The following is a 21,203-nucleotide window of genomic DNA, read 5'->3' as shown; positions in this document are numbered from 1 at the left end:
CTGTAAACTGCAAACTGAAATATGGATGGCAAACTATTTCTCGTACCAACGCCCATAGGCAATTTGGAGGATATGACCTTTAGGGCAATCCGTATATTAAAAGAATGCGATTTAATCCTCGCTGAAGATACCCGTACCAGCGCCCCGATGCTCAAACATTTTGGCATCGATAAAAGAGTTTTCTCGCACCACCAGCACAACGAACATAAGGCCACTTCTGAGATTATTAAGTTTCTAAATGAAGGGCAAAAAATTGCGCTGATATCCGACGCCGGAACACCTGCCATTTCCGACCCGGGTTTCTTCCTGGTACGCGAAGCCATTAAAAATGATATTGCCGTAGAGTGTTTACCCGGTGCAACAGCTTTTGTACCTGCCCTGGTTAACTCGGGCTTACCTGCAGATGCCTTTTGTTTCGAAGGATTTTTGCCGGTTAAAAAAGGCAGACAAACTAAGTTCAAAAAATTGGCCGAAGAAGACCGCACCATTATACTTTATGAAAGTCCGCACCGTTTATTAAAAACTTTAGAGGAATTTGCACAGTATTTGGGCGCCGATAGGCAGGCATCGGTAAGTAGAGAACTGACCAAAATGTTCGAAGAAACCGTACGCGGAACTTTAGTAGAAATAAAATCACATTTTGAAAACAATACTTTAAAAGGAGAATTTGTAATTTGCATAGCGGGGAAACCCAACATTAAAAGCAAAAACAAATATGAAGATGCTGAAGAGTAGCATCAGAAAATAAGCAACACACCAATTTTAAAAACATTATGATTAGCATAGATAGATTTCTGAGTGACGAGCAAGACCCAAAAGCGGTTGAAAAAGTTATTGGAAAATTAAACGACCTTTTAACAACAGGCGAAGAACTTTTATATTTAGCGGTACAGAAAAAACCGGCAGTAAACTTGTTACCAGATAGCATCGCGATTTCGAACAAGCGTATTTTTTATTGCGAGCCAGGTAATTTAGGCTTAACCATGAATTTCAAGGATATTTCGTGGAAAAGCATAAAAGAGGTGTCGTTTAAAGAAGAATTTTTTGGTTCTAAATTTATCTGTGTACCCCAGCATGGCGAAAATATTGTAACCGAATTTATTCCGAAAGTACAGGCGCGTAAATTACATCAGGCTGCGAATCAGCAATTAGAAGAATATAAGGAAATGCTTCGTCAGCAAAAACTGGAAGAAAACCGTGCAACAGCATCTCCGATTAGCTTGAACGCTCAACCCCTTGCCGAAATTCCGGCTTACGAACCAACTCCAGAACCCGTTCAACCTGTGATCCAGATTGCTGAGGTAGTTGAAGAACCGGAAGACGAAACCACCTTAAAATTACGCAAGCTTAAAACTTTGTACGATAAACACCTCATTACGCAGGAAGAATACGAAGCTAAAAAAGCAAATATTTTAGATAGTTTGTAAAACTAATCCCCTCGAGTTGTCACGTTGAGCTTGTCGAAACGCCAGATTATAATTAATTAGTCCTTCGACAAGCTCAGGATGACAATATTGCGCCAGCACTTAAAATGAACAAGAAACAAACCTACCTCCTCGCCCTCTTAAGTGCACTTTTACTTTGGCTAGCCTGGCCACCAATGCCCTTTACCACCCCATTATTACTGATTGGCTTGGTTCCTTTGTTTATCGCCCTGGAAGCCATTGGCCATGCGAACATCAAAAAACAGGGTAAAAGGATTTTCTTAACCGCAGGCCTAACTTTTTTAGTTTGGAATACCGCATCAATTTACTGGGTGTATAACGCCATAAGTGCCTACAATGGCGCGGCAGTAGCCCTACCTGTTTCTTTAATTCCTTACGGATTAGGGGCACTTTTAATGACTTTTGCCTTTTGGTTATATTATCGTTTGGGCAAATACGTCAACAGAAAAATCGCCTACCTTGGGTTAATTGCTTTTTATATCGCTTTAGAATATTTACAGCAAACCTGGGATTTAGCTTTCCCCTGGATGACTTTAGGAAATGGTTTGGCAGGCATGCACCAGTTGGCACAATGGTACGATTACACTGGCGTTTACGGAGGTTCATTATGGATTTTGGTGAGCAATATTTTAGCATTTGAGGCCTACAAAAAATTCAAATCCCAAACCGGTTATTTAAGGTTAAGAACCGCAGGAATCTGGGCTTTAGTGGTACTTATTCCCATCAGTATTTCATTAACCAAATATTTCACTGCCGGGCAGAAAGGTACCCCAAGTAACGTGGTCGTGGTTCAACCAAATATCGATCCTTATCAAAAGCTGGAAAATATTCCCACTGCTGAGCAGATTAAAATATTAACACACTTATCAGATTCTATCGGGCAAACCAATACCGAATATTTTATCTGGCCTGAAACGGCCATTCCAAATTACGCAGATGAGGATAGAATCCGGAGTAATCCTGATTTCATTAGTTTACAAAATTTCTTAAATAAATATAAAAACGGAACACTGATTACTGGAATTGAAAGCATTCGGTGGTACAATGATAAAAAAACCGTATCGGCAAAGAAATATCCTGACGGGATGTTTTTAGATAATTTCAATTCGGCCATGCAGGTAGAAAATTCGGCTAATGTTCAGTTTTACCATAAATCGAAACTCGTTCCGGGAGCCGAAAAAATGCCTTTTCCTAAAGTATTTTCTTTTATGGATGGTGTGTTTTCACAATTAGGCGGAAGTGTAAGCGGCTGGGGATGGCAGGAAAAACCAAGCGTATTGTATGCACAAAGTGGCATTGGTGCCGCCCCTGTTGTTTGTTACGAAAGTTTATGGGGCGACTGGATTGGTATGCAGATTAAAGATGGTGCTCAGTTTATTGCCATTATTACCAACGATGGCTGGTGGGGAAATACCTCGGGTAAAGACCAGCATATGATGTACGCTAAACTGAGGGCAATTGAAACCCACCGTGATGTGGCCCGCTCGGCTAATACGGGTATTTCCTGTTTTATCAATCAACGTGGCGATGTTACACAATGCACCAAATGGTGGACAAGAACAGCCATTAAAGCAAACATTAATTTAAATGACGAGATTACTTTTTACGTAAAAAGCGGCGATATCATTGCACAAATATTGAGTGTTTTAGCGGTCATCCTATCCTTGATTATTCCTTATAGAAAATGGGTAAAAAAATGAAAATACTAGTTTGTTTTCTGTTCTTATTTGGTGGATTTAAAGTTAAAGCCCAATTTTATTTAGATAGTCTGGATAAACAATCAAATGCGATGTTAGTCGCATATAAAAATAATGATTACCAATCTTTACTTAAATATACCCACCCAAAAATTATTGTACTTATGGGTGGAATTGACTCTGCACAAGCAGTCCTTAGAAAGGCCATGAATTTCGTTGCAGATAAAGGTATATCCTATATCAATATTAAAGTCGGAACTCCTCAACAAATACTAAAATCTGTACAGATAATTCAATGTATACTGCCGCAGATTTCTGAAATGAAAATTAAAGAGAAAAAAGCTAAGGCTATAAATTATCTGCTCTGCATATCTTACAACTCTGGTAAAAACTGGTATTTCGTAAACGCCGATAAGGAAAAAGAATCATATCTTAAAAAACTAATACCGGAGATAAGTAAGGAATTAATGATTCCAGAGATGGAATTAACATATCATTAAACTTTTAATTATAAAAACATGCAACAGTTTAAAAACCTTAGGTGGTCTGTTTTATTATTATTACTCACCTTAAATTTTGGCTGCGATCAGATTTCTAAAAAAATTGTGCGTACCGAGATTAGCGATTACGAGCATATCAGCATCATAAAAGACCGTTTTACCTTAACCAAAGTAGAAAATAGCGGTGCGTTTTTAAGTCTTGGCGATAATATGCCTTATATTTTCAGGCTCATTATTTTAACTGGCTTGCCATTACTATTTTTGGGCTATGGCTTATATTTCCTCTTTGCCAAACGTAATTTACCAATCAGTATGCAAATTGCTTTGTGTTTTCTGATCGGTGGAGGCATCGGCAACCTATACGATCGGATTGTACATGGGTCGGTTACCGATTTTATGCATATGGATTTTTATATCTTCCAGACAGGTGTTTTCAATTTTGCTGATATTTCGATCATGATTGGGGTAGGCATATTGCTTTTTCAATCGATTAGAAACACTACGCTAAAACAACCAGTAGATTAGGGCAAAAGACAAGATCAAGCTATACTAATTAAAAATACAAAAAATATGTATTAAAAATACAGACTTGTATTATTTATGTTATATTTATGCTGTAATCTCAATTACAGCATATTACGATCTAAACCAAAAACCTAAACTATGAAAAATCTATTCAAAAAAACTGCGCTGATTGCATTGCTATCAGTAGTCGTGATCTCATGTTCGAAAAAAAATGAGGTACCAGCCGATCTGGAAAACGAAACCACTCAAAATCAAAAAGTTCTTGCCTACATCAAAAATCTTGGATTTTCAGATGCACAGATTGTAGAAAGCGGAGATAATTATGTTGTTGATGGCGATATCGTATTTAGCAAAAACATGGAAGTTCCCGCTGATAACGGAAAACCGATAACAGAACAGTATTACAATGGAAATATTGTAACCAATAGCAGTAATATCCGCGTTAAAATCGATCCTTCGATAAACAGCATGATCAGCGAAATCAATTCTGCAATCAACCAATGGAATACCGTACCGAACTCTAAAATCAAATTTGTAATTACAACAGGTACTGTTTACGATATTCTAATTAAAGTAGATAATACCATCGGCAGTTCTACATGTGGACAGGCTTATTTATCGACATCTAACGGTAAGGCGGGCAATACGGTTTGGATTAATAAAAACCTGATTCAAAACAACTCTTTTGCACAGCGACAAAGAACCATCACACATGAATTCGGACATACCATTTCATTTAAACACACCAACCAATCTACCACCATTAATGTACCAGGCGTTGGAGGAACCGATGCATTATCATTAATGAACGGCGGACAATGTGGAAGTGGCGCAACTGTTTTATCAGCAAAGGATAAACAGGCAACTGCCGTATTGTACCCTTTATAATTTAAAAATCAGATAAAAAACCTAAAAAGATCGTAATGAAAGGGAAGCTGTTTCTTTTGAAGCAGCTTCTTTTTTTTGGAAAGCTTATTCAAATAGGATTTAAAATGATTTTAACAAGATGATTTCTTAACAAAGAATTACCGCCATTAAACAAACATATTTTTATCTTTAGGTGTTAAACAATCTAAAAATAAAATCCAATCATGAAAAGAAATGCAACAGCCGTATGGCAAGGCTCTATTAAAGAAGGCAATGGTAACATCACTACACAAAGTACGACTTTAAATAATACTCAATATTCTTTTAATTCGCGTTTTGCAGAAGGCGTTGGCACAAATCCAGAGGAATTAATTGCTGCTGCACATGCAGGCTGTTTTACCATGAAATTATCAGCTAACTTAACCGAAGCAGGATTTACAGCCGATAAACTGGAAACCAAATGCGAAATCAACCTCGATCCATCTAAAGGTGAAATTGTAGAATCACATTTAACCCTAACGGCTTCTGTTCCGAATTTAACACAGGAAAAATTTGATGAACTGGTAGCTGATGCAGAAAAAAACTGCCCGATCTCTAAATTATTAAACACCACAATTACTGTTGATGCTACTTTAGCATAAATAAAATAAATCTTCTCTGTCATGCTGAGTTACGAAGCATCTGCACCTAACCTCAGCATGACAACTTGTTCACCATTGCAGCTAAAAACATAAAATTTTTCATAACTTAGTTTTATAAGCTAAGTTAACATGAAAAGATCTCTCTTATTTTTAGGCACTGTTTTATGCTTAAGCAGTTGTATCACTTTAAGTAGTAAAAACGAAAATTCCTTTAGTACAGCTGCTAATATTGAAGATGCTAAAACTAATACTATAGGCATTGACACTACTTCTGAGCAGGGTTTATTTCATGTGGCCAGTTTTGATGAAGATGTGGCGACAAGGAAGCTTGCCGTTAGTAAAATAAACAATCAGGCAAATTTATTTCATATCGCCAGTTTTAATGATGATGCAGAAGTACGGAAAATTGCGGTTGCAAAAATGGATAATCAAGCCAATTTATTTCACATTGCAAGCTTTGATGACGATGGTGCGGTAAGGAAAATTGCGGTTGCGAAAATGGATAATCAAGCCAACTTATTTCACATTGCAAGCTTTGATGGCGATGGTGCGGTGCGGAAAATTGTGGTTGGAAAAATGGATAATCAAGCAAATTTATTTCACATCGCGAATTTTGATGACGATGTTGCAGTAAGGAAAATTGCGATTGGAAAAATGGATAATCAAGCAAATTTACTTCACATTGCAAACTTTGATAAAGATGTTGCGGTGAGGAAAATTGCGGTTGGAAAAATGGATAATCAAGCAAACCTATTTCATATTGCCTGTTTTGACGGTAATGCAGAAGTGCGAAAAATTGCAGTTGGTAAAATGAACAATCAGGCAAGTCTAAACCACATTATCGCTTTTGAAAAAGAAAGTGAGGTTAGGCAACTTGCGTTAAGTCAACTCAATCGCAATTAATCAATTGGCAGTTTTCAGTTGGCAGTTCACAGTTTGTTGTTATCACTACCTAAAAACAATTTAGCAATTAACCAATTGGCAGTTTTCAGTTGGCAATTTTCAGTTGGCAGTTCACAGTTTGTAGTAACCAGTAGTTAAAACGGTTAGACCATATAACCATTTAGCAATCCCAACAATTAAACAATTAGCTAGTTCAACATTCTAACCTTTCAACCGCTACGCCATATATTTCCCTACAATCGGCATTCTTCTGCCCATACCAAAAGCTTTCGGCGATACCCTTAAAATAGGTGGTGTTTGATAGCGTTTAAATTCTGCAATATTAACCATTTTCAAAATCCGCAGTACCAGTGCTTCATCAAAACCCTGAGCAATAATGGCTTTCGAGCCCTGTTTCTTTTCGATGTGCTGATATAATATTTTATCGAGAATTTCATATTCAGGCAAGGAATCAGAATCTTTTTGATCAGGCCTTAACTCTGCTGATGGTGGTTTAACAATGGTATTGATCGGGATAATTTCCCTTTCTTTATTAATGTACCTCGCCAGCTCAAAAACCTGCATTTTGTACACATCGCCAATTACACCAATGGCACCACACATATCGCCGTACAAGGTACCATAACCCACTGCGCACTCACTTTTATTCGAGGTATTTAATAAAATATAACCAAATTTATTACTCATGGCCATATTAATAATGCCACGGATACGGGCCTGGATATTCTCTTCGGCAAGGTTAAAAGGCAGCCCTTTAAAAGCTGGTGCCAATATATGATCAAAAGCTTCGGCAACTTCTTTAATGGGCACAATTTCGTGCATGCAACCAATGTTATTAACCAAATCTAAAGCATCCTGAACCGAATGGTCAGAAGAAAACTTAGAAGGCATTAAAACGGCCATTACATTCTCCGGGCCTAAAGCGCGACAAGCCAGGGCGCAAACCACAGCTGAATCAATTCCACCAGACAGTCCTAAAACGGCTTTACTGAAACCAGATTTCCTGAAATAATCTTTTATACCTAAAATTAACGCATCGTGAATCTGTTCGATATCGGTTAATCTTTCAGATTGGGGATATTTATTACGCACATTTTCAACCTCTTCCAGATCAAAAACCTGAAGGTCTTCTTCAAAATACTTCATTTCTGCTTTCACAGCTCCATCAGCATCGAAAACCAAAGAGCCACCGTCAAAAATAATCTCGGTCTGTGCACCAACCTGGTTTACATAAAATACCGGCAAATTATATTTCTTTGCATTATCGCCCAACACCTTAATCCGTTCATCATCATGGGTATAAGAGAAAGGAGATGCCGCAATGTTAATCATCACATCCGGCTGTTCCTTAATCAACTCATCCATCGGGTTAGATACATACAGTGGATTATCGTTGATATTCCACAGGTCTTCGCAAATGGTCAGTGCAATTTTTTTACCCTTAAAATCGATACAATTAAACTGTGTGGCGGGTTCGAAATAGCGGTATTCATCAAATACATCGTAGGTTGGCAACAGAGCTTTTTTAACCACGGCTTTAACTTTTCCCCCTTCGATAAAATAGGCTGCATTAAACAAATCTTTTCCTTGTAATACCTCGTTTTTAATTGGGAGACCAACAATACAAGCAATATCTGTACAGTGTCTGGCAATTTCCTGTACAGCGCTTTCGCACAATACAATAAACTCATCAAACTCCAAAAAATCTCTTGGCGGATAACCACAGATAGCCAGTTCGGCAAAAACAACCAAATCAGCACCTTTATCTTTCGCCAATTGAATATTTTCGGTTATTTTTTTAGTGTTGGTTTCGAAGTTTCCGATATGGTAATTGAGTTGTGCTAGCGCTATTTTCATGGTTAATGTATCAAGTAGTTAGTAAAGGTATCAGGACAAATATCCAGATTAAAAGAATACGCCGAAATTAAGCGCCAAATAATGATTTCTAACATCTCTGGCTTTATCGGTTACAATATTAGTGAAACCGTTATTAAAAGTTAAACCGGCCACAATGCTGGTATTGTTCGAAATATCAAATTCGCCACCACCACCGATAATTAATCCGGCACGGTAAAATTTCGTATAATCGTTAATCTTCTCATTGCTTAGTTTAACGCCAGCTCCAACAGCATCCTGCTTTGCGCCCAAAAGAAACGAATTGGACAAACCAAACTGGCCATACCAGCGTTTACCATCTTCTTTTATCGTTTTTAATTTGACCGTTAAAGGCAGCTCCAGGTATTGAAGTTTATATTTCAAATCGTAAGCTACCGGAACCACAGTACCACCCGCATTAGGCGTAGGCCGCATAATGTTTGAAGGATCTACCTCTGTACTCTTGCCGTTTATAGTGGTAACCGTTAAGGCAGTAGAAAAACTATAATTCGGGGCAAAATTAAAATCGCCCATTAATCCGTAAGAAAAGCCCAAAGCTATTCCATCTGTTTTTCCCTGCTCAGGTTTAATCCAGCCAAAAGTTGGGGTAGCGGTTAAACCTAACCTAAAACCATAACTGGTTAACGGTGAGTTTTGCGCCCATGCGCCAAAACTTAAAACAGACAAAATTAAAATGGTTGATATTCTTTTCATGCTATAGGTGTTTATATATATTTGTTGTACATGATGTATAACGTAAAACACTGGCAAATTTATCTAATTTTTCTTTTTGCCATCACATTTATTTCCTGCAGGCAAAACAACAGGCCCGATGTAAGTAATATACAGCTAAACATCAAAATCGAAAGATTTGATAACGAGCTGTTTGCAGGGAAAAACAAAAATGTAATTGAGGTAGATAAACAGCTTGCTTCAAAGTATGGGATATTTTATGACGATTTTATCCACCGGATTCTGGACAGTAAATATTCCAATACCGAATCGTTGACCAATTTATACCGCGATCAGGCCTATACCGATTTGAGCAAAGAGGTAGATAGTGTTTTTCCAAACTTAAAGTCACAGGAAAAGGGATTGACCGAAACTTTCAAATACATTAAGTACTATTACCCGAAAGCGAAGGTTCCAAAGTTTATTTCATTTGCTTCAGGTTTCGCTTACCAAATGCCAGTGGGCGATAACTACTTAGGTATTGGCCTGGACATGTTTCTGGGTAAAGACAGCAAATTTTATAGGGCTATTGTGCAAAGTGTACCCTTATACCTTTCGAGGAGGTTTGCACCTGAATATATTGTGCCACGCGTAGCCGAAACCTACGCCCACGAGGAACTTTTTGCAGAGCCTGACGACAATAGAACCCTGTTATCTAAAATGATCTTCCAGGGAAAGGTTTTATACTTTCTTGATCAGGTTTTACCCGAAAACTTAAGCGATTCTACCAAAATCGGATATACTCAACAGCAATTAGAATGGGCACAAAATTTCGAAGGAGATATTTGGGCATATTTTTTGGAGAACAATTACCTGTATGAAACTGATTACCAAAAAATCCAGGTGTTTTTATCTGAAGGACCTTTTACCCCGGGTTTAGGTGAAAACAGAGATTCGGCACCAAAATTGGGTGTATGGATGGGTTGGCAAATTGTTAAAAAATATATGAAATCGCATCCTGATGTTACTTTGCAACAGTTAATGGCAGATAACGATGCGCAGAAAATTTTAAATCAATCGAAGTATAAACCGAAACAACAGAAATAGTTTTCGGTTGGCAGTTATCAGTTTACAGTTAAAGGATTAACCAGTTCAAACCATTAACCCAAAAGAATGAAAGTTGGCATTGTATTATCAGGCGGAGGCATTAGGGGAATAGCACATTTAGGCGTTTTAAAGGCCTTTAGCAATTTGGGTATTACCTTTAGTCACATTAGTGGAACAAGTGCAGGAGCAATAGCCGGAGCCTTTTTTGCTGCTGGCATAGATCCCGAAGAAGGATTAAATATTTTCCTTAAAACAAAACTCTGGCGCTTTGTACGCCCGGCAGTAGGTTCTTTAGGCTTAATTAATATTGAGAATACCGCTTTAATTTTAAAGGAATATTTTCCTGAAGATTCGATTGAGAAGCTTAAAATACCTTTAACCATTGCTGCCGTAAACTTTAGCGAAGGCCGGTTGGTTTATTTTACAAAAGGACCGCTTATCAGGGCTATTCATGCCTCTAGCTGTATTCCCGGTATTTTTAAACCCATTATGATTGATGGCCAGATGTATGTGGATGGCGGTATTTTAAATAATTTCCCGGTTGAACCTTTGATGGATGAATGCGATTTCATTATCGGCTCTTCTTGTAACCACCTTAAGCCGGTTGATAAAATTACAGGTATTACCAATTTAATGGGTCGAGCAGGTATAATGTCGATAAACCACGATATGGAAAGAAAAGCAAAATTCTGTAATGTGTTAATCGAACCAAAAGGATTAGGCGCCATTAGTACGTTCGATATGAAACGTGCTGAAGATATTTATTGGCTGGCACACGAAGAAGCCCTGATTACCATTAAAAATAGTCCGACAATTTCTGAATTAATTACAAAATAATAAGCTATTCCAAATTATAAGGCTTTAAAAATGTAATTCTACAACTACACATAAATAGAAAATATTCATCAAAAATATAGTGTAAAACATACACTTATGCAATAAAAATATTACAATTCTCTTGGTGTTAACATATTAATATTTTACTTTAGGATTATACTTCGCAAATACGAAGGAATAAAACCTAAATGTCTATCTATGTTTTTCAACCTAATTATTCTTTTCCAAAGAAGAAGAATTCCTGTTTTTACCATTTTCTAACTTGATTTTCAGTAAAAACAGATCATTAATTTTTTTACCTAAAAAAACCTAAAACATGAAATTCTTAAAATCAAATAAAACCTTATTAACAGCCCTTGCGCTAACCACAGTATTATTCGCCTGTAAAAAAGAAAGACCAACAGAAACGGCAGATTTAGAAAAACCAGAAACAACTGCTGTTAATCCGCTTGGTAATATCCAGATCTGTACCGAAAGATCTTTAGATGGTACTACTCCTAGAGGCGCCGTTCTAAAGTCAACAAAATGGACTCCGGGAACCACAATCAAAGTGAGTTTAAATGGAAGCACGGCAGCCATCAGGGCCAAAGTTATCCAATATGCGAAAGCATGGGAACAATATGCAAACATCAAATTCAACTTCGTAACAAACGACAATACAGCTAAAATCAGGGTAAGTTTTGTGAGTGGAGATGGATCTTGGTCATATATTGGAAAATCAACACCTAGTACTGGTGCAACCATGAACTACGGTTGGTTAACCTCAAGTACAGCAGATTCGGAATATAGCCGCGTGGTAATCCACGAATTCGGTCATGCTTTAGGATTAATCCATGAGCACCAACACCCATTAGTGGCCATTCCTTGGGATAAACCTGCTGTTTACGCTTATTATGCTGCAGCGCCAAATTATTGGACCCAGGCAGATGTAGACAATAATTTATTTGCAAAATATAGCACTACACAAACCAATTATAGTGCTTATGACAAATATTCGATCATGCACTATTCGGTTCCGAATGAATTAACCATCGGCGATTTCGAAGTGGGATGGAATACCGTATTATCACCTACTGATAAATCATTTATTGCTTCAGTATATCCATTTTAGAAAATAAAATAATTACACATAGTGGTAATATTAGCCACTATGTGTATTTTTCTGCTATAAAATAAAAAATAGATATGCTGATTGCTTTACGGATTTCATTTGTCAAACCATTTTTAACCTGTTTAACCCTCCTTCTATTTTACATAAGTGCATTGGCACAAAACCCATCTCCTCGATGGGAGGTAAAACCTTATTTTGGTATTCAGCAATCTAAATTTGATTGGTCTATTGCCGGTAATGCCGCCGGAACCAGTCCGAATGTATTATCAGAACTGATCTGGAAAAACATTAAAGGACCAAGTTATGGATTAGACATCAAATACCATATCACCGACCGGCTCAGTATTAAGGCCGCCAACCAATACAGCAACATAGTTAAGGGTGAAGCAGAAGATACCGATTATGCAGATGATAACCGGCAAAGTGCATTTTATTTTGACCTGCTCAACGCAAATAAAGGTTACTTATACAATGCCGATTTACAGCTCAGTTACCAACTGTTAAAGTTTGGGCAATTTAACATTAATCCAATTGCCGGGCTCTCCTACCAGCAGCAAAAATTTCATCTGTTAGAAAGTGCAAATAACCCTGACAGCAAAGGCTTAAACTCTACTTATGAAGCACGATATAAAGGTTTCGATTTCGGAGCAGAATTTGTTTTTAAAACGCAGAAATTTAGTGTGGGCGCCACAGTTTTAGGTGGTTTTTATACTTATTCGGCAAAAGCCAACTGGAATTTAATCCCCGATTTTGCAAAACCTGTAAGCTTTACGCATAAGGCAAATTCCTTTGCATTAAGTGGCGATATCAATCTGGCTGTACCATTAAACAAAAGTTTACAGTTAGAACTTAACTACAAGATCAATAACATCAACACGTACTCTGGCGTAGATAAAGCCTATTTTAATAGCCGGCCAACTGAAGAAACTCAATTTAATGGGGCAAATTTTAGAAAAAACGCCATATTACTAGGCTTAAATTTTAGCTTTTAAGGCCGCGATATATTGTCCTCGTTTGTAACGAGGATGGATGAGAAACGCGATTTTATCGTCAATAAAACAAAGCCTCACGATAACAGAGACTATATCACTTTATTTTTTATCTTTTTAAGGCCACCAAACGTTCGCCTTCCAATACCGGAATGGTTTTGCAAAGATTGAGCTGCAAACAGAAAACAACATCTTCTTCTATATTCAACTGCGCCAGGCGATGGCTATGTGATGATTTGTGAAGGTATTTCCTTAAATCTGCTTTAGCCAGGGCATACAAATCTTCAGCAGCCACACTGGAATCATCAAAATGTTCGAAATTTTGACGCAGGTTATTCACCACTGCACCAGCAAAAAGAGTATCTTCTAAATTAAACTGATCTTTCCATCCCGCGCAAAGCAAAAGCACGTTTTTATCCTGGCTTTTCAAATATTCGCAAAGAAAATCTAAATTCAGGAAAGATCCAATTACAACCTGATAGGCTCTTTTTTGTGCCAAATGTAAGGCTTTGGTGCCATTGGTCGTAGTTAAAACAACCGTTTTTCCGTTTACTTTCTCGTGGGTATAAGAGAATGGCGAATTGCCGAAATCGTATCCTGCTACTACTTCTCCATTTCGTTCTGCTGCCAATAAAAATCCGCTATCGCGATAAGCTAAACAATCTTCCACATTAGCTACAGGAATAATCGCTTCAGCGCCATTATCTATCCCGTAAGTAATAGATGAAGTAGCTCTTAAAATGTCGATCACGACCACAATACTCTGTTCTATATCGTACAAGTCGATTAAGGCCGGAGTTAAACAAACTTCTATTTTTTTTGACATGTAAAGAGAGGTGAAAGGTGAAGGGCGAAAGGTTTAAGGTTATGAGGATCTGTCCTACGCCTTAAACCTTAAACCCCAAGCCTTATTTATAAAAAGGAAACTTAACCACTTTAGCCTTAATTGGCGTATTGCGGATTAAAATAAAAACTTCAGTTCCTTCTTTAGTGAAATCTTTTGCGATGTAGCCCATACCAATTGCTTTTTGCAAAGAAGGTGCCTGGGTACCAGAAGTTACTTTACCAATAATATTTCCTTCGGCATCAGCAATTTCATAATCATGACGCGGAATACCACGATCGATCATTTCGAAACCAACCAGTTTCTTTTGAATACCAGCTTCCTTTTGAGCCAATAATGCTTCTGAATTGGTAAAAGATTTAGAAAATTTTGTAATCCAGCCCAAACCAGCTTCTATAGGTGAAGTGCTATCATCAATATCATTTCCATATAAACAGAAACCCATTTCTAAACGTAAAGTATCGCGGGCACCTAAGCCAATTGGCTGAATGTTGTATGGCGCACCTGCTTTAAAAATGGCATCCCAAATCTGATCAGCATATTGGTTTTCGAAATAAATCTCGAAACCACCAGCTCCGGTATAACCTGTTGCAGAAATCACTACGTTATCAACACCAGCGAAGGTACCTTTAACGAAAGTATAATACTCCATTGATGCCAAATCAACATCAGTTAATGTTTGTAAAGCATCTGCTGCTTTTGGTCCCTGAATGGCTAAAAGCGAAGTTTGATCAGAAATATTGTGCATTTCAACATCTTTCGAATTGAATTGTTGAATCCAGTTCCAGTCTTTTTCAATGTTAGAAGCGTTTACCACTAACATATAGGTTTTATCGTCTATTTTGTAAACCAAAAGATCGTCTACAATACCACCATCTTTGTTTGGCAAACAAGAGTACTGAACTTTTCCATCATATAATTTAGCAGCATCATTACTGGTTACACGCTGAATAAGATCTAATGCATTTTCACCTTTAAGAATAAATTCGCCCATGTGGCTTACATCAAAAACACCTACACCGTTACGAACAGTTGCATGTTCGGCGTTAATACCTTCGTAAGTAACAGGCATATTGTAACCTGCAAATGGAACCATTTTAGCGCCTAAAGCGATGTGTTTTTCTGTTAATGCGGTGTTTTTCATCCGTAAATTTTATATTTTATGATAATGAAGCGATTGTAATTTATTAATTCTCAATATGATGATTTCATCTTTATTCTTCGTGGGGCAAAACTACTAAGAAAAAGACAAAATTTTGAGGTTAATTTTAAGGAGTTTTTTAGAAGACTGCTTATCGTAATCGTCATGCTGAACTTGTTTCAGCATCTATTTAAGAGATTTCCAGCGTTGACAATTTTTCTTTCCAAGTCCATAGAAAATTTGTCAACTCTTATATACTTACGCGCGCACCAATTCTTCGTAAATCTTCAGCATTTTGCTGGAAATTAAATGTACGCCGTGGTCGGTTTCGACCGTTTTACGGGCATTCTCTCCGATCTCTACCCAACGTTTAGGGTTGATGATGCATTGTAAAATGGAGCGATAGAATTCATCTGCAGAATCAGCAATTAAAATATCATGTCCATGCCGGCAATTGATGCCCTCAGCAGCTGTAGTTGTAGCAATAATGCATTTTTTCATGGCCATGCCTTCAATAATTTTCACCCGCATGCCGGTACCCGAAATTAAAGGAACAATCATAATCGCCTTCGAATTCATAAATTCTACGGCATCGAAAACCTCTCCTTCTACAATCAGGTTTTCAGAATCGTATTCGAAGAAATGTTTCTGCATGTTTTTCCCCGCAATATAAAAACGCAGGTCTTTATTCAGTTTTTCAATATCGGGCCAGATATCATCCAAAAACCATTCTAATCCTTCCTGATTTGGCCGCCAATCCATCGCACCCAGATGAAAAAGTGTAGGGAAACTGGTTTTGGTTTTATCTACCTTATATTTTTCCAGATCGATGGCAACTGGAAAAACCGACATTGGAATTTCGCAGCCAAACCTCAATATACTTTGCCGGTCGGGCTCGGAAATGGCAAAAATCTGGTGAAAACGGTTAATCTGATCCGTTTCATACGCTTTAAGCCGTTGCGCTAAAAAAGCTAGGTATTTGCGCCGAATAAGAAACTTTTCTGAATGAGAAAGACGTTCCCACAAAGTAAACTCTATGTTATGCGCCCGGTAAATCAGCTTTGCATTGCTATTTGCCTTAACCACATCCAGGTAAGGCACGACAAAGAGTCCTTCAAACTGGATGATATCAAACACATTTTCGCGCAGGAGATTTTCTAACTGCCGCGCAGCATCTTCGCTATAGTACCTGGAAACATTATAGGATTCGTTGGTGAAAATATTAAAAAATGCCGACCACACATTTACATCGGTATCTAAATCGTAGGTGTGGTATTTAATCTGTTCAAAAATAGGATCGTATATATCTTCGATATCAATCCGTCCTTTTGTGGGGTTGAGGCTAAACAAAGTAATATCTGCACCAAGTTGCAGCAAACCTTTTATGGTATTATAAACCACAATGGGATAACCACTATTTGGCGGAAAGGGAACCCGCTTAGTAATCAACAGAATTTTCACGATGTTGTGAAAATACGAAATTTTAGGCGTTTTTTGAAAACAGTTCTAACTGAGGATCGCTTACATTAAAAGTTTTGCGGTGAAAAGGCGATAGGCCCATTTCGATTACAGCCTTACGGTGTGCAATGGTTGGGTATCCTTTATTCTGTTGCCAGTTATAATGCGGAAAATCGAGATGCAGGTTGGTCATGTATTCATCCCGGTGCGTTTTTGCCAATATAGAGGCTGCAGCGATATTTAAATATTTACCATCGCCCTTAATAATGCAGCTATGTGGAATTTGTGGATAGGTTTTGAAGCGGTTGCCATCAATGATCAGGTATTGTGGCTGGGTATGCAATCTTTCGATCGCCCGATGCATGGCCAGAAACGAAGCATTTAAAATGTTGATCCGATCTATCTCTTCATGATCGCAAGAAGCAACCGCCCAGGCTAAAGCCTCCTGCTCTATAATGGGTCTCAGTAAAGCTCTTTGCTCGTGAGATAGCTGTTTCGAATCGTTTAGTCCTTCCAGTACAAAACCTTTTGGTAAAATAACCGCCGCAGCAAAAACAGGACCAGCGAGGCAACCTCTTCCAGCTTCATCACATCCGGCCTCTAATAATTCTTCCTGATAGCAGTTTAACAACATGTTGCAAATTTAAAGAATAACGTCAGATTATTGAAAATTGGTTGATAAAGATGTAATTTAGTTTTGAACACCACAAGCATCAAGCATGTTAAAAATCTTAAATACCTTTTGTTTCTTTTTAATGTGTAGTTCGTTGTTTGCACAAAATAAAGAATTAGAAAATTTATCAATTGAAGAGCAGTATTCATTAATGGAGAAGAACTCCCAATGCATGCATAGAGATAAATTTAGTGCTGCAAAAAGGAAACTATTTTATCCTTTTAATCGAACAGAATTTGTATCCATAATATCTTTTCAAGATACGATATCAGAATTTTCAAGTCATTTACCAGTGAAAAAAGGCATTTTGAATAGTGGGTTGGTTAAAGAAGAAATTAGGCTTACTAAAGCAGATATTGATATGCTGACCGATCTATTTTTTAATTATGGTTATATATCCGAAAAATATGGCGTAATTATAGAGAGAACGGCTTGTTATGATCCACACAATGCTATATTATTCTTTAACAATGAGAGAAAAGTAATTGCTTATATAGAAATCTGTTTCGATTGCCTGGGCATGAAGTTTAGTTCAAAAAAAATAAAAGTTGGAGAAAATTGCACTGAAAAATTTAGTCTGCTCAAAAATTTCTTCATATCAAAAGGAATCAAATTTGTTTCAACAGACCATACAACTGAATTATGAGAGCATACAACGAAACCTTAGCCCTTCGCGTGGCCGAACGGTTGATGCATATAGCCGATGTAGAAGAAAAACTAATGTTCAGCGGACTTGTTTTTATGGTTAATGGTAAAATGTGCCTTGGTGTTTCTAAGAATAGCTTGATGGTACGGCTCGATCCAAATAGTTTAGAAAGCATCTCACATAAAGATGGCTGGCAGCAGATGATTATGGGCGACAGACCAATGAATGGTTATATTGCTGTATCAGAAGATGTTTTGAGCCGGAATGATGAACTCGATTTCTGGGTTAAGCTTGCCCTGGCCTTCAACCCCTTTGCCAAGGCATCTAAAAAGAAATGATCACACAAAAAAGTTATTGCCTCATCCCTCTTCAAAAACTAGCAAGAGCCATATTTTTTGATTAATTTTATCTTACTAATCAAATATTATGAAAAAACGGGCTTTTATAGCAGTATGTCTGCTATGCATTTCATTTACCATTCAAGCTCAGGTTAAAAGAACCAGTACATCAACAGAAACTAAGGAAACAAATACGCAACCATTAAGGGTTCAGGCACCGGAAGGGCATTATTGTGATTACTGTAAATTAAATTACCCTGAATCGCATTTCCCTTGCCTTATGAAGTCTATTAAAGGCAAACTAGATGTTGCCACGGGTGAAGTCAGTTTTGTGGCGGGGCAACCAATAGGCGGTATTGTAGTGAAAGGCGGCAAAAACCCTGGAGACCATACCATTACACTAGTGACGAATCAGAATGGGGAAATCGAATTTAACAACGCCAGCGCAGGGAATTATAAATTTATCATTTCAGTACCTGCTACTAATCCCAAATCGCGGGTAGCGGGATCACCAATTGGTGGGATAATTGTGAAAGGTGGCAAAAATCCTGGCGGAAGTTTAATTACGCTAATCACGAACGAAAATGGTGAGATAGAACTTAATAACCTTGCTGTGGGTACGTATAAATTCACCGCTTTAGGTGCTTCTGCAACAGAAAAAAGTAATCCTTTATACAAATCGAGTTATTCAGAAAAGGTAAACCCTTTATATAAAAACTAAAAACGTTAAATTTACGCTACCTTCCATTTTCTGGCACTATTATGGAATCTTTCAAGTCTGTGCATCTTTAAATTGTTACACATTTAAAACACACATTATGAAACGTTTAAATTTAATATTGAGTCTAGCACTTCTCTCGCTTGGATTTCAATCTTTTGCCCAAACCAATAAGGAAACTACAGTAAAAATTGTAGCAGATAAAAATTATACTTTTGTTGCTAACACTGCCCTGCCGATGTCGAACAACGACATTAGCAGAGTATTGGCCATGATGCCAGGTAGTCAGGGTGGTTCTTCTATCAACTTATCGGGTTCGCAATACGATGTTAGGGTTACCAAAGACAGTATTGTTGCTTATCTGCCTTATTATGGCAGATCTTTCTCTGCCCCGATGGATCCTACACAGGGTGGTATTAAATTTACTTCAAAAGATTTTACCTATACGGAATCGAAGAATAAAAAAGGATCGTACACAATCCAGATTAATACAAAGGATGTGAAAAGAGAAAATTATCGGTTTACGATAAACATTTCAACCAATGGTTATGCTTCGTTAACAGCAAGCAGCATGAATAAACAACCCATTATTTTTAATGGTTATTTAGATGAGCCGAAGAAACAGGATTAGAAGGGGGGACTCCGGCTCGATAAACCGTCATTTCGAGCGGAGTGCAACGCAGCCGAGAAATCTATCACAGCAGATCTCTCCATTTCGCTACGCTTCAGTCGAGATGACGATTACTCTTTCACAATCTGTTATAAGTATGATCCTAGCTATTTCTTAATCAACTCAATCTGAAAAATATGCGGCCATTTTTTACCGGCAACAAAAAGTCTTTTGGTTGCTTTATCGTAAGCAATACCATTTAATACATTGTTGGCCTTTGCATCGTCAGTTTTAAAATAATCTGCAGGCAACAATCCCGATAAATCAATCTTGCTTTCCACAGCACCAGTTTCGGGGTTAATAATCAGGATATCATTGGTGGTATAAACATTTGCATAAATTTTCCCATCAATAATTTCCAGTTCATTCAGATTTTGAATTGGCCCTTTATGATCAAAAACATCAATTGATCCAATTTTCTGATAGGTATCTTTATTCAGGAAAAAGATGGTGTTCGAGCCATCGGTATTCAATACTTTTTCACCATCAAAAGCCAGACCCCAACCTTCTCTGCCAGTGGTGTATGAAAATTCGGATAGTTTTTTAAAGCTTGCTTTATCATATACAAAGCCAACTTTCTCGCGGTAAGTTAATTGAATAATCTTGTTGCCGATTACCGTTATGCCTTCTCCAAAATACTGTTTATCCAAATCTGTTTTCTGAAGGATTTTACCGGTTGACGGCTCTACTTTACGCAAGCTGGAGTGCCCATAATCACCGGCACTTTCATAGAAAAACCCATCATGATATTCTAAACCTTCTACATACGAAGAGGTATCGTGAGGTAAGGTTTTAATCACCTTGTAAGTATATTCAACAGGCGCCTGGGCAGCTAATACATTAATATTCGAGGTTAAATCTTCCGACTTTCCGGCGCCAAATATTTTGGCCGTTAACAGGTGATTACCCAATTTTAAACCTGCCGTTTTAAGTTTGATGGCAGAAGTATCTGCTTTTGAAGCCACTTTAAGCGTATCGATCAGGTAAACGACAGAGTCTACTTTTTGTTCAGCTCCAAACTGTACTTTCACATCAAATTCGCTTCCTGAGGGCACATTGAGTCCAATCATTGGAGAAAGAAAGCTACGGTAAGTTGTGGTAGAACTGTCTTTACAGGAACTTACCAATGCAAGTGCAATTCCGATAAACAGGAAATTTTTAATGGGGTTAATCTTCAGGCCAAAACGCATCTTCTATATGGTTTAAATTATAATTTTTATTCTTTGTAAATGTAATGGCAATAATATCAAAACGGATATCATTTTGATGGTTCATTATTTCAATATAAGCATTAGCGGCTAATTCCATCTGAATTTGCTTGGCTTTGTGCACAAATTCTTCAGGTTCGCCAAAAGCAACCGAGCTACGTGATTTAACTTCTACGAAAACCATGATACCATTTTTATAAACAATCAAATCCACCTCCGCTTTACCATAGGTCCAGTTTTCATCTAAGATTTCATAAGCTTTATCCTCCAGATACTGCTTCGCAATATTTTCTCCTTTTTTACCTAAATCATTATGAAATGCCATGAGTGATTAAATA

Annotated in this window: 24 protein-coding genes; 16 read left to right on the top strand and 8 right to left on the bottom strand. The window is 37.6% G+C overall.

Annotation, left to right across the window (positions count from 1 at the left end; all coding sequences use genetic code 11):
- Positions 1 to 21 precede the first annotated feature (21 nt).
- From rsmI to AC04QZ_RS13120, 8 genes are all read left to right on the top strand, one after another.
- The gene (rsmI, locus tag AC04QZ_RS13155; RefSeq protein ID WP_029277358.1) at positions 22 to 735 is read left to right on the top strand and encodes a 16S rRNA (cytidine(1402)-2'-O)-methyltransferase; all 714 of its coding nucleotides are present in this window, start codon (positions 22 to 24) and stop codon (positions 733 to 735) included.
- 38 nt (positions 736 to 773) lie between these two features.
- A complete protein-coding gene (locus AC04QZ_RS13150) occupies positions 774 to 1,427 on the top strand; it encodes a PH domain-containing protein (RefSeq protein ID WP_086548959.1) in 654 nt (217 codons plus the stop codon).
- Between the two features lie 104 nt (positions 1,428 to 1,531).
- Positions 1,532 to 3,145, top strand: a complete 1,614-nt coding sequence (gene lnt, locus AC04QZ_RS13145; protein WP_478358114.1) for an apolipoprotein N-acyltransferase — start codon at positions 1,532 to 1,534, stop codon at positions 3,143 to 3,145.
- Complete coding sequence (locus tag AC04QZ_RS13140; protein ID WP_478358113.1) at positions 3,142 to 3,642, top strand: hypothetical protein; 501 nt, start codon at positions 3,142 to 3,144, stop codon at positions 3,640 to 3,642. Before lnt ends, AC04QZ_RS13140 begins: the two co-directional genes overlap by 4 nt.
- A gap of 18 nt (positions 3,643 to 3,660) precedes the next feature.
- Positions 3,661 to 4,167 (top strand): signal peptidase II, encoded by a 507-nt coding sequence (lspA, locus tag AC04QZ_RS13135; RefSeq protein WP_478358112.1) that lies wholly within the window; start codon positions 3,661 to 3,663, stop codon positions 4,165 to 4,167.
- Positions 4,168 to 4,305: 138 nt separating this feature from the next.
- Entirely contained in the window at positions 4,306 to 5,055 is a 750-nt protein-coding gene (locus AC04QZ_RS13130) for a M57 family metalloprotease (RefSeq protein ID WP_086548956.1), read from the top strand.
- A gap of 203 nt (positions 5,056 to 5,258) precedes the next feature.
- Positions 5,259 to 5,675 (top strand): OsmC family protein, encoded by a 417-nt coding sequence (locus AC04QZ_RS13125; protein WP_086548955.1) that lies wholly within the window; start codon positions 5,259 to 5,261, stop codon positions 5,673 to 5,675.
- A gap of 129 nt (positions 5,676 to 5,804) precedes the next feature.
- Positions 5,805 to 6,578: a hypothetical protein gene (locus AC04QZ_RS13120; protein ID WP_478358111.1), complete on the top strand. Its 774-nt coding sequence runs from the start codon at positions 5,805 to 5,807 to the stop codon at positions 6,576 to 6,578.
- Positions 6,579 to 6,794: 216 nt separating this feature from the next.
- On the opposite strand, the gene AC04QZ_RS13115 is transcribed toward AC04QZ_RS13120, so the two are convergent.
- The gene (locus tag AC04QZ_RS13115) at positions 6,795 to 8,435 is read right to left on the bottom strand and encodes an NAD+ synthase (protein WP_478358110.1); all 1,641 of its coding nucleotides are present in this window, start codon (positions 8,433 to 8,435) and stop codon (positions 6,795 to 6,797) included.
- 48 nt (positions 8,436 to 8,483) lie between these two features.
- Positions 8,484 to 9,167: a porin family protein gene (locus tag AC04QZ_RS13110; protein ID WP_478358109.1), complete on the bottom strand. Its 684-nt coding sequence runs from the start codon at positions 9,165 to 9,167 to the stop codon at positions 8,484 to 8,486.
- A 30-nt stretch (positions 9,168 to 9,197) separates the two neighbouring features.
- Here AC04QZ_RS13110 and gldB point away from each other — a divergent pair, with 30 nt between their 5' ends.
- From gldB to AC04QZ_RS13090, 4 genes are all read left to right on the top strand, one after another.
- A complete protein-coding gene (gene gldB, locus AC04QZ_RS13105) occupies positions 9,198 to 10,232 on the top strand; it encodes a gliding motility lipoprotein GldB (RefSeq protein WP_478358108.1) in 1,035 nt (344 codons plus the stop codon).
- 66 nt (positions 10,233 to 10,298) lie between these two features.
- Entirely contained in the window at positions 10,299 to 11,069 is a 771-nt protein-coding gene (locus tag AC04QZ_RS13100) for a patatin-like phospholipase family protein (RefSeq protein WP_108197491.1), read from the top strand.
- A 316-nt stretch (positions 11,070 to 11,385) separates the two neighbouring features.
- Positions 11,386 to 12,180 carry a M12 family metallopeptidase gene (locus AC04QZ_RS13095; RefSeq protein WP_478358107.1) on the top strand — a complete coding sequence of 265 codons (795 nt, stop codon included), beginning with the start codon at positions 11,386 to 11,388 and terminating at the stop codon, positions 12,178 to 12,180.
- Positions 12,181 to 12,332: 152 nt separating this feature from the next.
- Entirely contained in the window at positions 12,333 to 13,172 is an 840-nt protein-coding gene (locus AC04QZ_RS13090; protein WP_478358106.1) for a hypothetical protein, read from the top strand.
- Positions 13,173 to 13,278: 106 nt separating this feature from the next.
- Here the strand turns inward: AC04QZ_RS13090 and AC04QZ_RS13085 are convergent, their stop codons facing one another.
- The 4 genes from AC04QZ_RS13085 to AC04QZ_RS13070 form a co-directional block, all read right to left on the bottom strand.
- Positions 13,279 to 13,995: a 2-phosphosulfolactate phosphatase gene (locus tag AC04QZ_RS13085; protein ID WP_478358105.1), complete on the bottom strand. Its 717-nt coding sequence runs from the start codon at positions 13,993 to 13,995 to the stop codon at positions 13,279 to 13,281.
- Positions 13,996 to 14,077: 82 nt separating this feature from the next.
- Positions 14,078 to 15,157 carry a glycine cleavage system aminomethyltransferase GcvT gene (gene gcvT, locus AC04QZ_RS13080; protein WP_086548946.1) on the bottom strand — a complete coding sequence of 360 codons (1,080 nt, stop codon included), beginning with the start codon at positions 15,155 to 15,157 and terminating at the stop codon, positions 14,078 to 14,080.
- Positions 15,158 to 15,412: 255 nt separating this feature from the next.
- The gene (locus tag AC04QZ_RS13075; RefSeq protein WP_478358104.1) at positions 15,413 to 16,615 is read right to left on the bottom strand and encodes a glycosyltransferase family 4 protein; all 1,203 of its coding nucleotides are present in this window, start codon (positions 16,613 to 16,615) and stop codon (positions 15,413 to 15,415) included.
- Between the two features lie 22 nt (positions 16,616 to 16,637).
- Positions 16,638 to 17,246 carry a ribonuclease HII gene (locus AC04QZ_RS13070; protein WP_478358103.1) on the bottom strand — a complete coding sequence of 203 codons (609 nt, stop codon included), beginning with the start codon at positions 17,244 to 17,246 and terminating at the stop codon, positions 16,638 to 16,640.
- Positions 17,247 to 17,331: 85 nt separating this feature from the next.
- Here AC04QZ_RS13070 and AC04QZ_RS13065 point away from each other — a divergent pair, with 85 nt between their 5' ends.
- The 4 genes from AC04QZ_RS13065 (at position 17,332) to AC04QZ_RS13050 (ending at position 19,618) form a co-directional block, all read left to right on the top strand.
- Positions 17,332 to 17,931 carry a hypothetical protein gene (locus tag AC04QZ_RS13065; RefSeq protein ID WP_478358101.1) on the top strand — a complete coding sequence of 200 codons (600 nt, stop codon included), beginning with the start codon at positions 17,332 to 17,334 and terminating at the stop codon, positions 17,929 to 17,931.
- Positions 17,928 to 18,269 (top strand): TfoX/Sxy family protein, encoded by a 342-nt coding sequence (locus tag AC04QZ_RS13060; RefSeq protein WP_478358100.1) that lies wholly within the window; start codon positions 17,928 to 17,930, stop codon positions 18,267 to 18,269. The genes AC04QZ_RS13065 and AC04QZ_RS13060 overlap by 4 nt, the downstream gene beginning before the upstream one ends.
- A gap of 280 nt (positions 18,270 to 18,549) precedes the next feature.
- On the top strand, positions 18,550 to 18,990 hold the full coding sequence (locus AC04QZ_RS13055) for a hypothetical protein (protein WP_478358099.1): 441 nt from the start codon (positions 18,550 to 18,552) through the stop codon (positions 18,988 to 18,990).
- Positions 18,991 to 19,087: 97 nt separating this feature from the next.
- Positions 19,088 to 19,618 (top strand): DUF4251 domain-containing protein, encoded by a 531-nt coding sequence (locus AC04QZ_RS13050; RefSeq protein WP_086548941.1) that lies wholly within the window; start codon positions 19,088 to 19,090, stop codon positions 19,616 to 19,618.
- Positions 19,619 to 19,764: 146 nt separating this feature from the next.
- Here the strand turns inward: AC04QZ_RS13050 and AC04QZ_RS13045 are convergent, their stop codons facing one another.
- Together AC04QZ_RS13045 and AC04QZ_RS13040 are read right to left on the bottom strand one after the other, a co-directional pair.
- The gene (locus tag AC04QZ_RS13045) at positions 19,765 to 20,847 is read right to left on the bottom strand and encodes a glutaminyl-peptide cyclotransferase (protein ID WP_478358098.1); all 1,083 of its coding nucleotides are present in this window, start codon (positions 20,845 to 20,847) and stop codon (positions 19,765 to 19,767) included.
- Positions 20,825 to 21,190, bottom strand: coding sequence for a YraN family protein (locus AC04QZ_RS13040; protein ID WP_478358097.1), 366 nt, complete (start codon positions 21,188 to 21,190; stop codon positions 20,825 to 20,827). Before AC04QZ_RS13040 ends, AC04QZ_RS13045 begins: the two co-directional genes overlap by 23 nt.
- Positions 21,191 to 21,203 lie beyond the last annotated feature (13 nt).

It is taken from the genome of Pedobacter folensis (assembly GCF_056490665.1).
Note: the sequence above shows the minus strand (reverse complement) of the source record. Positions and strands in the feature narration are given on the sequence as shown.